Here is a 14012-nt window from a genome sequence, read left to right as displayed (position 1 = left end):
CAGCCTAGCGATCAGATCAGCCGACTCCCTGTCGCATTTGACTTGACACCTTCCGCGGCCTCACAGCCTGATGACCTCGACACCGGGCATCTCGTCGTAGTCCGCATCCTGGGTCACCACGGGAATGCCGTAGGCCAGGGCGGTCGCTGCTATCCAGCTGTCGTTGATCGGAGCCTTGCGACCCGCCACCCGCAATCGTGAGACCAGCAGCGCCCACGCTTCGGAAACGGCCTCGTCGACCGGTAGCGGCTCGAAGCGCTGGGCCAGTTGATAGGTGGAAAGGCGCCGGGCGGCCGACTCGGGATCCCGTGCCTGCAGCACCCCGAGACGCAGCTCACCCAGGGTGACCGCCGAAACACCCCATTCGTAGTCGGCGAAGCGCTCGATATCGAACCGGCGGGCCTCCAGGCCGATGAAGATCGATGTGTCGGCCAGCGCCCGCTGCGGGCTCACCACGGCAGATCGTCGGTGGTCCCGGACAAGGTCTCCCGCAGTTCCTCGGCCCAGCCCGTCCCATCCGGCCCGAGGCGGGCGAGCTCTCCCCCGATCTCAGTGGCGGACAGCCAGCGACTGCGGCGGGGAAAAGGAATGATCTTCGCCACCGGACGGTTGTCCCGCAGCACCTCGATCTCTTCACCGGCCTCGACACGCCGCAGCACTTCGGCCGTGTTATTCCGCAGCTCACGCGCAGGAATCGCAGTCATGAACCCAACTGTAGAACCCTTGCTACGCATGTAGCAAGGAAACCGGCATCCCGGCTCCCGATCCGAGATCGGCCGACCCGGGGAGATGAGGCCATTCCGGGCCGACCCGATCCCCGGGTGAGGAGCCCCGTCTCATCCGCCGCCGTGCAGGCGGATCTCGCCCACCGGGCGGCCGCCGCCGTACAGGACTCCGGCGGCGAGCTCGGCGAGCTCGGGGGCGTCGAGGCCGAGGGCGCGCAGGGCGGCGACGGTGACGGGCACGCGGGCGCGCTGGCCGCCGTCCTCGATCTTGACCGTGCCGGCGCGGCCGTCCGCGAAGGCGAAGGCGTCGAAGGCCTCGGCGCCGGCCTTGACCAGCAGCCCGGGGATCGCCCGCATCAGCCGGGCCTCGGGGCGGGTCGTGCCGGACGTCCACTCGGGGTGGGCGCGGAAGGCGTCGGCGACGCGCTGCTCGGGGCTGCCGGGCCCGGCCAGCACGAGGGCGCGGAAGGCGCGGGCCACACCCGTCATCGAGACGAAGAAGAGCGGGGCGCCGCAGCCGTCGACGCCGGTGGCGGCGACCTTCTCGCAGGTCAGCTCCTCCACCGCGGCGCGGATCGCCCGCTGCAGCGGGTGCGCGGGGTCGAGGTAGGTCTCCAGCGGCCAGTCGTTGGCCGCGCAGGTGGCGAGCATCGCCGCGTGCTTGCCGGAGCAGTTCATGTAGATCCGGGCCTTGCCGCCGCCCGAGCGCAGCACCTCCTCGCGGGAGGCCGCGTCCCCGGGCAGGTCCTCCGGGCAGCGCAGCGCGTCCTCGTCCAGCCCGGCCCCGGCGAGGATCCTGCGGGCGCCGTCCACGTGGAACGCCTCCCCGTCGTGGCTCGCGCAGGCCAGCGCGAGCAGCTCCCCCTCCAGGGCGAGCCCGCTGCGCACCATGCCGAGCGCCTGGAAGGGCTTCATCGACGAGCGCGGCGAGACCAGCGCGTCCACCGCCCCGTGCACCCACACCGCGGAACCGTCCGCCGCGACGGCCAGCATCCTCGCCCGGTGCGTGGACTCCACGAACCCCGAACGGACCACCTCGACGACCAACGACCCTGTAGACACCTTTGTCCCCTTTCATGCAGAGTCCGCGCAGAGTCTAGAGAGCGTCCGGAGCGCGGGATGATGGGGGCATGCGTGCGGTGGTGCAGCGGGTGAGTTCCGCGTCGGTGACGGTGGACGGTGCGGTGGTCGGGGCGATCGACGAGCCGGGGCTGCTCGTGCTGGTCGGGGTGACGCACACCGACACCCCCGCCGAGGCGGCGAAGCTGGCCGCCAAGCTCTGGGGGCTGCGGATCCTGGACGGCGAGAAGTCCTGCTCCGACATCGGCGCGCCCCTGCTCGTGGTCAGCCAGTTCACCCTGTACGGCGACGCCCGCAAGGGACGCCGCCCCACCTGGCAGGCGGCGGCCCCCGGGCCGGTCGCCGAGCCCCTGGTCGAGGCCGTCTGCGCGGAACTGCGCGCGCTGGGAGCACGCGTCGGGACGGGCGTCTTCGGCGCCGACATGAAGGTCGCGCTGACCAACGACGGCCCCATCACGCTGATCCTGGAGGTCTGACTCCCGGCGGATCAGCGGGTCAGCGGGTCAGCGGATGCGGCGGCGCAGGGCCGGGTCGATCTGCACGTTGCGCCCGGCGTCCGGCGGCACGACGACCTCCTGGGCCGCCGCCACCCCGTCGGCCTCCAGCGGCGCGTCCACCGGCACGGTCCGCTTGACCAGGGCCAGGGCGATCGGGCCGAGCTCGTGGTGGCGGGCGGAGCCGCCGACGAACCCGACCTCGTCCTTGCCCGCGGTCACCGGGGCGCCGCGCCGGGGCAGCCGGTCGGCGCTCCCGTCCAGGTGCAGGAAGACCAGCCGGCGCGGCGGGTGGCCGAGGTTGTGCACCCGCGCCACGGTCTCCTGGCCCTTGTAGCACCCCTTGTTCAGGTGCAGGGCCGTACCGATCCAGCCGACCTCGTGCGGGATCGTCTTGTGGTCGGTCTCGAAGCCGAGCCGGGGGCGGTGCGCCTCGATCCGCAGCGCCTCGTGGGCCCAGAGGCCGGCGAGCCGCAGGCCGAGGTGCTCGGGGAGCAGGTCGCGCGGGAGCAGCACGTCGCCGCCGGCGACGATCGCCCCGGCGGGCGGGGTGAGCCGGGCCGGGTCGGCCACGGAGACCACCGCGTAGGCGTCCGTCACGTCGGCGACCTCGACCCGGAGCATGAACCGCATCTTGTCGAGGAAGGCGACCAGGCCCGCCGAGGTGCCCGGCTCCACATGCGCCCAGACCGCCTCGCCGTCGTCGACGAGGACCAGGTGGTGCTCGACCCTGCCCTGGGCGTCCAGCAGCAGCGTCTCGGTCGCCCGGCCCGGCCGCAGGTCGTCGAGCTTCTGGGAGCTCAGGCTGTTGAGCCAGCTCAGGCGGTCGGGCCCGGAGATCCTGACGACCTCGCGGTTGCTCCGGTCGACCATCGCCTCACCGGCGAGGAAGGCGCGCTGCTCGGCGAACAGGTCACCGTAGTGTCCGGCGACGCCGTCGTCGGGGGCGTCGGCTGCGACCGCACCGGGGGTGTCCAGCAGAGGGCTTCGCATGCCCCAAGCCTACGAGCCCCCGCCGGCGGCCGGAGCCGCGGCCCGCGCGCCCTCGGCGGGCATGCGACCGCGGTCCGAGGGACCTCGGCGGACGGGCCACGGCCCGCGAGCCGTCGGCGGGCGGCCCGCGGCGGTGGCCCGGGAGGCTCTCAGCGGCACTTGCGGCAGCGGCCGAAGACCGTCAGGTGGTGCACGTCGGTGGCGAAGCCCAGCTCCGCGTCGAGCCCGTCCACCAGGGCCCGCACCAGCTCCGGGCTGACCTCGCTGATATCGCCGCAGCCGCGGCAGACCAGGTGCACGTGGTCGGCGTCGGCGGCCAGGTGGTAGGTGGGCGCGCCGTGCCCGAGGTGGTTGTGGGCGACCATGCCGAGCTCCTCGAGCAGTTCGAGGGTCCGGTAGACGGTCGAGATGTTCACCCCGCGAGCGGTCTCGCGCACCCGGGTGCAGATCTCCTCCGGGGTGGCGTGCTCCAGCGACTTGACCGCCTCGAGCACCAGCTGGCGTTGCGGGGTGACCCGATAACCGCGCGCCCGTAGTTCCTCATGCCACGACGTCTCGGTCATGGCGCGATTCTATGCCGTGCCCCGGTCGGGCCCTCTCGATCATCACCTAAGGCCGGGCCCCGCGTCCTCCGCCCACCTGCTCCGCGCTCTCCGCCCGTCCACGGCGGCCGGCCGTCCCGGATGCCCTCCGGCGACGGCCTCGAAGGCTTTCACCAGCGGAAACCCGCTTGGCGAATATTTACTTGCCCGATCCCGAAGCGGTCGCATAGCGTACGAATCACGCAGAAGGGAGGTGGTCCAAACAATGGTTGATCATAGTTGGGCTAGCGAGGTGGCTGTCCGCTAGGACGCCGCGACTCCGGACTCTGTCCGGACGTCTCGCGACGTTCGGCGAATCCACGACAATCACCGGAACCCCGGGCTGCCGGAGGGCGGGCATATCCCGTCTTTGGTCCATCCGGCCCTCACGCCCAGAGCGGAGGAGCGAGCCCGGGGTTCTCTTTTTCGCTTTGCTTCTCCCGCAGTTCTCCCGGCGCTCTCTCAGGCCGATCCGAGCACCTCGGGCCCGTCCGCCTCGGCGTCTCCGCCGCGCCCGGCCCCGTCTCCGCGCTCCAGCATCCCGCTTCCGTGCCCGCCCCCGGTGTCCGGCGCCTCAGTGCTCGCCGCGAGCCGGGACCCCGAGGGCGGCGCAGGCCTCCCGGTAGAGGCGGACGACCTCCCGGCGGACCTCGGCCCGCTCGGTCAGCGTCCTGCCCCACGGGACCCGCACCGCGACCTCGTCGCCGGCCACGACCGCGGCGAACTCGATCGCCTCGGCGTCCACGCCCGACGTCGTCGCGGCCGTCGCCTCGGGCCTGCCTCCGAGGCTCCTGACGATCAGTAGCGCGTCGTCGGCGTGGTCGTCGTTCATGTGGCGCTTGATCGCCTCGACCACGTCAGGCGTGAAGGGGGTGCTCATGTCCGGCATCGTATTGGCCCTCGCCCGGTCTCAGTCCGCGTCGGGCACGAAGTCGCCCACCCGCTTGAGTTCGGCCGAGATGTGCGACTGGAGCCCCTGCCCCACGGCCGCCATGTCGTAGGCCCACATCAGGTTGCCGTTGACCAGCCCGTAGAGGCGGTGGCCGCCGGTGTACTCCTTGGCGGTGGCGGTGCGGGCCACCACGTCCGTGTGGAGCTCGATCTTGTGGAAGACCACCTCGCCGACGTAGATCTCCACGATGCCGGTCGGGTGCGACAGGCAGACCTCCAGCTGGCGGTCCGGCAGCTGGCGCCAGAAGCCGGTCTCGGTGCCCAGCGGGCGGACCTTGGCACCGGCCTCGTCCAGCAGCCAGGTGCGGCTGGTGTAGGTCAGGAACGGCTTGCCGTTGTGCCCGAAGACGATCTCCTGACCGAAGTTGAAGCTCTCGATCGTCGGGTATCCCCCCACCCCGGCGCCCTCCCACCGGCCCACGAGGAAGGCGATCGGCTCAAGGTCGGGGTGCAGCTCAGGAACGTCCATAGCCATAAAGGGTAGGCCCGGCCGGACCTGGCTCGCGCCGGTGACCCGGGCCCGAATAGTCTTCGAGCATGGCACGATCATTGGTGATCAAAGTGACCGCGGGCGCGGACGCCCCGGAGCGCTGCAACCAGGCGTTCACGGTGGCGGCGGCGGCCCTGGCGAGCGGGGTGCCCGTCTCCCTCTGGCTGACGGGCGAGGCGTCGTGGTTCGCCCTCCCCGGACGGGCCCAGGAGTTCACCCTGCCCCATGCGGCCCAGCTCGGCGACCTGCTCGACGCGGTGCTCGCCGGGGGCCGGGTGACGCTGTGCACGCAGTGCGCGGCCCGGCGGGACATCACAGTGGACGACGTGATCGAGGGGGTCCGCATCGCGGGCGCCCCCACCTTCGTCGAGGAGGCGCTCGGCGACGGCGTCCAGGCACTCGTGTATTGACGCCCCTCGGCGGATCGGCGACCGCCGGTCCGCCGGCGAGTCCCGCCCGGCCGACCGGGCGGGGCGGGCGGACGGACGGACGGGCAGGCGACCCTGACCAGGTGTGGTCACGGCCGCACCCGGCCGATCAGGCGAACCCGATCAGGCGGGCCGGACCGCGGTGAGCCGCTCCTGGCGGAGCCGTTCGAACCAGGTGTCGTCGGTCGGCGGGAGCTGCGCGCCGACCGCCCAGGTCAGCAGCAGGTCGGCCAGGCCGGGGTTGCGCGCCAGCGCCGGACCGTGCAGGTAGGTCCCGACGACCTTCCCGGCGTAGCAGCCCTCGGTCCCGTCGCCGTTCCCGGTGCCGACCACCGTGCGCGACAGCGGGCGCACGCCCGGGCCGAGCCTGGTGACGCCCATGTGGTTCTCGAACCCGGTCAGGGTCGGGACGCCGAGCGCCGGATCGGCCTCGGCGACGAGCTCGCCGACCGCGCGGGCATCGCCCCGGCCGCTGGCGATGTCGAGCAGCCCGATGCCGTCCACCGGCTGCCCCTCCTCACCGCCGAACGTGCTGCCCATGATCTGGTAGCCCGCGCAGACCGCCAGCAGGGCGGCGCCCCGGGCGACGGCCCGGTGCAGCCCGCCGTCCCGGCGCAGCCGCTCGGCCGCCAGGATCTGCGGCCGGTCCTCACCGCCGCCGATCAGGTAGACGTCGCCCTGTTCGGGCACCGGGTCGGCCGAGCGCACGTGGACGGTCTCGACCGCGATCCCGCGGCGCCGGGCCCGCTGCTCCAGGACCAGGACGTTTCCCTGGTCCCCGTAGGTGCTGAGCAGGTCCGGGTAGATCCAGACAAGGCGCAGGACACTGTCAGACGGCACGACCGAACTCCGATCGGATCTGCTGGAAGGCGGTGTAGTTGGCGATCACGTCGACCTTGCCCGGCGGCTGGACCGCGAGCGCGTGCCCGAAGGACTCCGCCAGCTGGAACGGCACCTCGGCCACGTCGAGCCGGAGGGCGAGGTCGAGCCGGCGCTCCCCGGTCACGTAGACCGGCCGGCCGCGCAGCACCCGGTAGTCGACGTCCCACAGCCAGGAGGTGTCGCGGCCGTCGGGGCCCTGCGCGTTCACCGAGAGGATCACCGGCAGCGCGGGGTCGAGCACGTCGAACGCCTCCAGCCAGCCCGCCGGGTTCTTGGCCAGCAGCAGCCGGGCCTGGCGGCCCTCGCGCTCCACCGTGGTGTAGCGGCCGGCCACCGACGTGACCTCGGCCAGCCGGGGCAGCGCCCGCTGGACGGGGAGGCCGAACGCCTCCGCGGTGGCCAGCGCGACCACCGCGTTGGCGCGGTTGGCCCGGCCGGCAGCCGGATGTCCAGCGGCCAGCGCTGCCCGCGGGGTCGACCACCGTGTCGCCGTCGAGGAACCAGGTCGGCGCGGGCCGCCGGAAGGAGCACTCCCGGCAGGCCCAGTCGTTCTCCGCCAGTCCGCCGCCCGGCCCTCCCGGGGATCCCGGGGCCGCGGGGACGCTCCCGTCCGCCTGCCGTACGGCCACGCCGGGCGCGTGACCGCCGGGCGGCACGTAGTCCATGCCGCCGCGGTCGAGCGGGCCGCCGCACTCGGGGCAGCACCAGGAGTCCTCCTTCCACGGCTGCCCGACCGAGACCCAGGTCACCCGGGCGGCGGTGGACGCCCCCCAGGCCACCAGCGGGTCGTCCGCGTTGGCGATCACGTGGGTGTTCCTGGCCACCAGCGCGCGGCGCCACTTCTGGGCCAGCAGCCAGATCTCGGCCGCCCGGTCCATCTGGTCGCGGCTGAGGTTCATCAGGACGACCACGCCCGCGCCGGTGGTCTCGATCACCTCGGGGAGGTACTTCTCGTCGACCTCCAGCACGCCGTACGGCGCGTCCTTCGCCGACGAGAGCGCGGACACGTGCCCGGCGGGCATGTTGGCGCCGAAGGCGTTGGTGGCGACGTCACCGAGCTCCTGCAGGGCGGAGGTGATCAGCCGCGTCGTGGTGGTCTTGCCGTTGGTCGCGCTCACCAGCGCGAGCCTGCGGTCACGGGCGAGCTTGCGCAGCAGGTCCGGCTCCAGGGCCAGGCCGACCCTGCCGCCGATCACCGATCCGTCGCCGCGTCCGGTCGCCCGGGACAGCGTCGCGGCCGTCCGGCCGAGAGCACTCGCGAGCTGCGCCCGCAGCGGAAGCTGAGTCATGCCGCCGATCCTAGCCGGGGATGGGCGGGGCGACCGCCTGCGGGAACGCCGCGGAATCCGCGCCCGTCACTCCGTGAAGGCGAGCTCCACCTCGTCGGAGGACTCGGCGTCGAACGGGAGCACGAACCGGCTCGGCCAGGACAGCACGGTCTCCAGCCAGCCCGCCCCCATCGTCTGCGCGACGTACCGCAGCCGCTCGGCCGGGTCGATCCCGATCGTGACGGTCAACACGTCCCGCTCCACGCCCTCGTGCTCGTCGTCGCCCAGCAGGACCCGCCAGGCCAGCGTCCGGTTCCGGTCCGCCTCCATGGAGAGCGGGTGGTGCCGGAGCGCCCGGGCACGGTGGCCGAGCAGTTCCTCCCCTCCGGCCGGCCGGTCGAACAGCGGGTACTCCATGGCCGGCGCGGAACCGCGCGGGTTGGGGGCCGCCTGACCGTAGGGGAAGAGGCGCTCCACCTCGTGCAACCACCGGATCTGCGGGATCACCCAGGTGGGCCCGGGCCGCTCACCGGGTTTGCGGTCGGGTCCCAGCAGCCGGGTGGCGGCCTCGGCGGCCTGCTCGGTGAGCAGGGCCGGGTCGGCGACCGTGCGCAGCGCCCACGCCCGGCGGGCGACCGCACGTTCCACGGCCGTGGCCAGCAGGCACTCGCGCCGCCGCGCGGGCAGCTCCGCCCAGAGCTCGGCCAGCGCCCGGGGCACGCCCGGAACGGGCCGGTTGACGCAGAACGCCAGCACCAGCGTGTCGGCCCAGATCCGCAGCCAGGCCCACTCGGGGGCCTCGGCGAGCAGGTCGGCCTCACGGATCTCGATCAGCGTGCACGCCCGGCCGCTGCTGCACTCCTGGCCGCAGGCCACCGAGCGGCGGCCGCAGATCGGCGGGGTCTGCCCGGGGGCCGGGTGCTCGCGGTCCTCGCCCAGCGGCACCCGGATCCGGAGCGGCCGGTCCATCCCGTCGGCGAAGACCGCCGCCGTACCGGGCTGGAGCGAGACGACCTGCCGGGACTGCTCCTCGCTCAGGTTCATCGCGGCGCCGACCAACCGGCGGTCGTCCTCGGCGGGGAGCCGGTGGACGACCTTCAGCGCGGTGTTCTTCACCACGTCGGAGACCAGCTTGGTGGGGATCTGCTCGGCGACCACGATGCCCTCGCCGTACGCGCGGATCTCGGCGAGCATGCCGGCCAGCAGTTCGACCGCGTGCGTGCTGGCCCGGCCCGCGCCCCGGTCGCGGAGCAGCCGGTGCGCCTCCTCGATCACGATCACGTGCTGCAGCCCGGAGGTCTTCGACGACCTGGCCCGCATCCGCAGGTGCTCCACGATCCGGATGATCAGCGTGCCCATCAGGAACGCCTTGTCCTCGTCGTTGGCCACGTCCTCGATGGCGAGCACGACGTTGCGCCGGAGCAGGTCGCCGATGTCGGCGGGGTGGCCGCCCTCGAAGAAACGCCCGGCCGAGCCGACCCGGAGCGAGCGCAGCCGCAGCGCGATGAAGCCCTCGACGTCGGCCTGGACCTCCCTGCCGTAACCGATCTCCTTGATCACGTCCATCGCGTGCCGCTGCAGCTGCTCCAGGGTCGGTACGGCGGGCTGCACCGCCGACCCCGGCGCCGCCCCGCCGGTGACCACGTCCCAGCCGTTGGCCTCGTAGACCCGCTGCAGCGCCAGCGACATGATCTGCGGGAACGGCTCCTCGGCGTCGAAGGCCGCCATGAACAGCGCCCGGACCATGTCGATGTGGGCCTGGACCGGGTAACCGGGCTCCGGCGCGAGCGGGTTCACGCTGAACGGCACGGTGTCCGGGTCCGAGGGGTTGATCACGGTCACCGGGGCGAGGTGCTCGATCCGGCCGCCCATCGCGGCGTACTCGGACTTGGCCGGCTCGATCGCCAGCCAGGGGATGCCCGCGCCGGTGAGCTCCTCCAGCAGGTGGCGGACCGTCTGGGACTTGCCGGAACCGGTGGCGCCGGTGACGAACGCGTGCCGGTTGAGGGTGGCGAGCGGGACCCGGAACGTGCCCACCGCGCGGTCCTGGCCGTCCACGATCGTCCCGAGGTCGATCGAGGGCTCCCCGGCGGGCGCGTCGGCCTCGCTGGTCACGTCGAAGAAGCCCGCCTCGACCACCCGGACGCCGGGCACCTCCCGGCGGGGCAGCCCGGCCAGCGCGGCGAGCGTCCCGGCGGTGGCCGCGAAGGGCGCGGCGGCGCCGTCGGCGGGGTCCTGCAGGGTCGCCGTGAGCGCGTCCGTGAAGCCGCAGGGCGGGGCGGACAGCGCGCTGCGCAAGCGGTAGGGGTGGTGGCCCATCTCGACGGAGCCGACCAGCACCGGGGCGATCTGCCGCAGTTCCTCGGGTCCGGCCGCTCCGGCCAGCACCCGCACGTTCCAGAGCCCGGCCTCGCGGAAGGTGTCGAGCTCCTGCATGCGCCGCTCGGCCCGCTCGGCGTCGTAGCGCGAGCGCTCGGAGGCGTCGCCGTACTGCCGCAGCACGTTGAGCTGGGTCCGCAGGTGCGCCACCTCGGCGTCCAGCAGGTCGGTGGGCTCGGCCACCACCAGCCAGGCGAACGGCCGGGACATGAGCGTGACCAGCGTGGACTCGAACAGGGTGGGGCGGCCGACCTCGTCGGCGTCCGCCTCACGGCGACCGTTCAGCGGCGGCGCCTGCCGTCCCGGGCAGGTCGTCCAGACGAGGTCGGTCAGGTCGCGCAGCCACTCGTCGCCGATCCGCACGCCGCGGGCGCCGCCGGGGAACAGCAACGGCTCGGCCTCGGCCGTCCGCCGCCCGTGCTCGGCGGTGACGGCCCGCCGGGGGGCGCGCGGCGGGGTCAGCGGCCCGGCGTTGGTGAGCAGCTCCAGCGGGGCGCCCGCGCCCCGGGAGAGCCAGCCGATCGCGAAGGGCCGCCCGCGCTGCGCCGCGGAGAGTACGGCGGGCAGGACGGTGACGAAGTCCCACTCGGCCGACGAGCTGCGCGAGGGCGCTGCGATCGCCTGGATCCGGTACCACGGACCGGCCAGGGTGTGCGGAAGACGGGATACGCTCTGCTGCTGCATGTGGTCTCCACCCGGGGCCCCGGCTCCGGGCCGGGGGGTTGACGCTTCACCGATCGCTCCGCCGTGCTGGGCGAGGCCTCGCGACAGCACTACGGTCGAACCTCACTCTGACCGGCACCCCAGCATTGACCACTCCATTACCCTGCCCGCACCCTTCGTTGACGCGCCCGCGCGTTTCACTGCCGTCTGCGCCAGTCGAGCCGGGGCGGCGGCGGGCCGAGGTTGGGCGGGGCGTCCTCGAAGGGGTTCGGCTCACGGTCCGGCTCGCGGTCCGGCTCGCGCGGCCGGTCCTCCCGCGCCGCGAAGGGCTCCAGCAGCCTCTCCCGGATCTCCTCGAACTCCCCCAGCGTCGTCTTGGGGAAGGTGAGGATCGCGGGGTTGGCGTCGGCCAGCCGTACCCGGCGGCCCTGCGCGGTGGCGTCGGTGACGATCACCGACGTGGTGGGGAGCTGCTGGAGCCGGTGGGGCTCGACGAGGAACTCCCTGGAGCGGTGCAGCACCCGCTCGGTCTCGCCCAGCGCCTTGCTCGCCCGCCGCCCCCACTCGGTGGACTCGGTGATGTCCTCCTTCAGGTCCGCGTGGCCGGCGGCGTGCGCGTCCTCGTCCTCGTCGGTCTGGCCGACCGTGGAGGTGTAGCCGCCGTCGATCCCCGCGCCCGCGGCGCTGATGGTCTCGGTGAGCTGGGCGAGCTCCAGCCGGTGCTCGGTGCCGACGTGCTCGCTGGCCACCCGGGCGTCCTCGGCGTTGCCCAGCCGCATGAACGCCACCGCCGCGTGGCCCCGGCCCAGCCGCTCCCGCACGGTCGGCGTCAGCGACCGGTAGGTCAGCACCAGCCCCGTCCTGGAGGTCTCGCAGGCGTCCATCAGCCGGTCGAGCACGTCGCCGCGGAGCTTGTCCGCCCCGGCGACGATGATCGTGTGGTACCAGGGCCGCTCCGAGCCGGGCGACTGGCGCAGGATGTGGGTGAGCGCGGTGGCCACGTAGGTGCCCAGCACCCGGTTGCCGAACACGCCGGCCTGCCGGTCCATGGAGACCACCCGCAGTCGCGCGGGCGGGAGCCGTACGGCCTCCGAGCCGAGCGTCTCCAGCTTGCGCAGCTGCGACTCCAGCGCCCAGGCCCGCTCGATCACCACCCGGTCGCTGACCCCGCGGCCGAACAGCGTGCCGATCCGCTCCAGCTGGGTGGCGGTGATCAGGCCCAGGCGCAGGTCCTCGCGGGGGTCGCCCACCTGGGCCAGCGCCCGGAGCGCGGCGGTCACCTGGTTGATCGTGGCCTTGGCGCCGAGGACCTCCAGGACCCGCTCCAGGATCGCGTTGTCGAACGACAGGTCCCGGGTGGTGCGGTGCTCCTCGCTGACGCTCACCACGTGGGCGAGGACGTCGGCGAAGGCCTCCGGCGCGAGCGTCGCCCCCAGGTCCAGCCTGGGCAGATCCACCGGGAGCACCCAGACCAGGGGGTCGTCGCCGCCCCGGCGGGCCAGCTCGATCAGGTCCTTGGCGATCGCGCCCTCGGACAGGTCGAGCACGGTCAGATGGCCGCCGCTGTAGAGGCGGGTCGCGCCGAGCAGGGTGATCAGCGCCGACCAGCCGGGCAGCGTGCCGCCGGCCACGTCGATGCGGTCGATCTCGTCGGGGACGGTCACGGCGTACCAGGTGAGCTGGCGGTCGTAGCGCTCCTTCCTCTCCGCCCACTCCCGGTAGCGGGCGGCGTGCTCCTCCTGGGCGAGGTAGAGCTCCCGGTCGCGCTCCTGCCGCCGCCGGTCCACGGCGGTCCTGCGCTCCTCGATCCGGTAGCGGACCGCCCGGTCGCCCTGGTGGACCGCGTAGGTGCAGAACCCGGCGATGCCGAGGGACGCCGCCAGCCCGACCGCGGCGAACGACCAGTCCAGCAGCCCGGTGGCGGAGATGCCGACGACGAGGAGGGCGAGCGCGACCATGAACCCGCGGACGATCTTCACCGGCCGGTTGAGCAGGTCCTCGTTGAGCCGCTCGCGGCGCATCCATTCGGGGTCGATCTCGAAGGCCGGGTCCTCGGCCGGGGACGGCCGTCTGGGGGCAGGACCTGGGTCCGGATGCAGCAGGGCATACTGCCAGCCCAGGTAGATCCGGTCCGCCTGGAGCTGCGCATGCTCAGGATGCACGTCCGCCACGGAACCTCCGCCGTCGGGCTCTCGTCCGCCTCCGTGACAGCGTATGAGCTGGACCCGCCGCAGGGGCGGCGTTCAGGTCAATCCGCTGTATTTTCCGCTCGTTCATCGTGACATGTGGGATGAATGAGTCGGACGGTACTGAGATCAGCGATTACCATCCATTGTCATGACGTCTCCCCCCGGCGGCGATACACCACGGCGACGCCCCATCGCAGTGCCCGTCACCGCCCTGGTCCTCTCCGCCGGTCTGGGGGTCACCGCCGCCCTCGGCGGCTTCGCCGACGCTCCCAAAGAACCTCCCAAGCAGCTCGGCCCCGGCGCCGTCGTGGATCAGAAACAGTTTCTCACCAAGTTCGTGACGTCGCGGACCGTTTTCCAGCCGGACGAGTACGGCCCCGGCGGCAAGCGGTTCCTGGAGGTCGAGCTGGAGGTCACGAACAAGGGTGACGCGACCACCGGCACGGGGTCACCGGGCCCGAAGGGCTTCCTCTTCGCCAAGGGCCTGCTCGCGATGAGCCCCGCGACCACGCCCGAGGGCGACGCCATCGTGAACATCGCCGACGAGGGCGTGCCGAGCAGGCAGCTGCACCCGGGCATGGCCTCCACCGTCGTGCTCCGCTACGAGCTGCCCGAGGGGCAGGAGGCTCCGGAGAAGGTGCGATTCGACGTCGGGACGTTCGAGTTCCAGGAGCAGTTCACGATCGCCACGGGCAGCTGGGTCCTGGAGCAGGACGGGGAGGCGGACGACTCCCCGCCGAAGGTCGTGGCGCAGGTCACCCTGCCGGTCGAGCGCGGGGAGGAGGGCTGATGAGCGCCGCGCCTCCCATGAGCCAGACGAGCCCGGCGGCCGCGTCCGAGGCGCGGGCGGGCCGCCGCCGTCCGCCCAGGCGGCCGGGCCGGGCGATGG

General features: G+C 73.2%; 13 protein-coding genes and 1 pseudogene. 3 read left to right on the top strand and 11 right to left on the bottom strand.

Going from position 1 to position 14012, the window contains the following annotated elements; genetic code table 11:
• Window positions 1–60: 60 nt before the first annotated feature.
• From ACWJ6R_RS16535 to ACWJ6R_RS16525, 3 genes are all read right to left on the bottom strand, one after another.
• Entirely contained in the window at window positions 61–453 is a 393-nt protein-coding gene (locus tag ACWJ6R_RS16535; protein ID WP_449063071.1) for a PIN domain-containing protein, read from the bottom strand.
• Window positions 450–704: a type II toxin-antitoxin system Phd/YefM family antitoxin gene (locus tag ACWJ6R_RS16530; protein WP_189236945.1), complete on the bottom strand. Its 255-nt coding sequence runs from the start codon at window positions 702–704 to the stop codon at window positions 450–452. The genes ACWJ6R_RS16535 and ACWJ6R_RS16530 overlap by 4 nt, the downstream gene beginning before the upstream one ends.
• A 132-nt stretch (window positions 705–836) precedes the next feature.
• Complete coding sequence (locus ACWJ6R_RS16525; protein WP_449063070.1) at window positions 837–1787, bottom strand: asparaginase; 951 nt, start codon at window positions 1785–1787, stop codon at window positions 837–839.
• 68 nt (window positions 1788–1855) lie between these two features.
• On the opposite strand from ACWJ6R_RS16525, the gene dtd reads away from it, so the two are divergent.
• Window positions 1856–2281 carry a D-aminoacyl-tRNA deacylase gene (gene dtd / locus ACWJ6R_RS16520; RefSeq protein ID WP_449063069.1) on the top strand — a complete coding sequence of 142 codons (426 nt, stop codon included), beginning with the start codon at window positions 1856–1858 and terminating at the stop codon, window positions 2279–2281.
• Between the two features lie 27 nt (window positions 2282–2308).
• On the opposite strand, the gene ygfZ is transcribed toward dtd, so the two are convergent.
• The 4 genes from ygfZ to ACWJ6R_RS16500 all read right to left on the bottom strand — a co-directional run bounded on the left by ygfZ (window position 2309) and on the right by ACWJ6R_RS16500 (window position 5293).
• Entirely contained in the window at window positions 2309–3292 is a 984-nt protein-coding gene (gene ygfZ, locus ACWJ6R_RS16515) for a CAF17-like 4Fe-4S cluster assembly/insertion protein YgfZ (RefSeq protein ID WP_449063068.1), read from the bottom strand.
• Between the two features lie 149 nt (window positions 3293–3441).
• Window positions 3442–3855 carry a Fur family transcriptional regulator gene (locus ACWJ6R_RS16510; protein WP_068896427.1) on the bottom strand — a complete coding sequence of 138 codons (414 nt, stop codon included), beginning with the start codon at window positions 3853–3855 and terminating at the stop codon, window positions 3442–3444.
• Window positions 3856–4447: 592 nt separating this feature from the next.
• Window positions 4448–4753, bottom strand: a complete 306-nt coding sequence (locus ACWJ6R_RS16505; protein WP_449063067.1) for a DUF2470 domain-containing protein — start codon at window positions 4751–4753, stop codon at window positions 4448–4450.
• 30 nt (window positions 4754–4783) lie between these two features.
• Complete coding sequence (locus ACWJ6R_RS16500; protein WP_068896423.1) at window positions 4784–5293, bottom strand: FABP family protein; 510 nt, start codon at window positions 5291–5293, stop codon at window positions 4784–4786.
• Between the two features lie 68 nt (window positions 5294–5361).
• Here ACWJ6R_RS16500 and ACWJ6R_RS16495 point away from each other — a divergent pair, with 68 nt between their 5' ends.
• Complete coding sequence (locus ACWJ6R_RS16495) at window positions 5362–5724, top strand: DsrE family protein (protein WP_449063066.1); 363 nt, start codon at window positions 5362–5364, stop codon at window positions 5722–5724.
• Window positions 5725–5865: 141 nt separating this feature from the next.
• Here the strand turns inward: ACWJ6R_RS16495 and ACWJ6R_RS16490 are convergent, their stop codons facing one another.
• From ACWJ6R_RS16490 to ACWJ6R_RS16475, 4 genes and pseudogenes are all read right to left on the bottom strand, one after another.
• On the bottom strand, window positions 5866–6582 hold the full coding sequence (locus ACWJ6R_RS16490) for a type 1 glutamine amidotransferase (protein WP_449063065.1): 717 nt from the start codon (window positions 6580–6582) through the stop codon (window positions 5866–5868).
• Window positions 6572–7913, bottom strand: a pseudogene (locus ACWJ6R_RS16485) (MurT ligase domain-containing protein). The gene ACWJ6R_RS16490 and the pseudogene ACWJ6R_RS16485 overlap by 11 nt, the downstream one beginning before the upstream one ends.
• A 66-nt stretch (window positions 7914–7979) precedes the next feature.
• On the bottom strand, window positions 7980–10955 hold the full coding sequence (locus ACWJ6R_RS16480) for an ATP-binding protein (RefSeq protein WP_449063064.1): 2976 nt from the start codon (window positions 10953–10955) through the stop codon (window positions 7980–7982).
• 176 nt (window positions 10956–11131) lie between these two features.
• Window positions 11132–13096 (bottom strand): hypothetical protein, encoded by a 1965-nt coding sequence (locus ACWJ6R_RS16475; RefSeq protein WP_449063063.1) that lies wholly within the window; start codon window positions 13094–13096, stop codon window positions 11132–11134.
• 175 nt (window positions 13097–13271) lie between these two features.
• Here ACWJ6R_RS16475 and ACWJ6R_RS16470 point away from each other — a divergent pair, with 175 nt between their 5' ends.
• Window positions 13272–13913, top strand: coding sequence for a hypothetical protein (locus tag ACWJ6R_RS16470; protein WP_449063062.1), 642 nt, complete (start codon window positions 13272–13274; stop codon window positions 13911–13913).
• Window positions 13914–14012 lie beyond the last annotated feature (99 nt).

It is taken from the genome of Planomonospora algeriensis, assembly GCF_977012225.1.
This window is presented reverse-complemented; position numbering and strand designations above follow the sequence as displayed.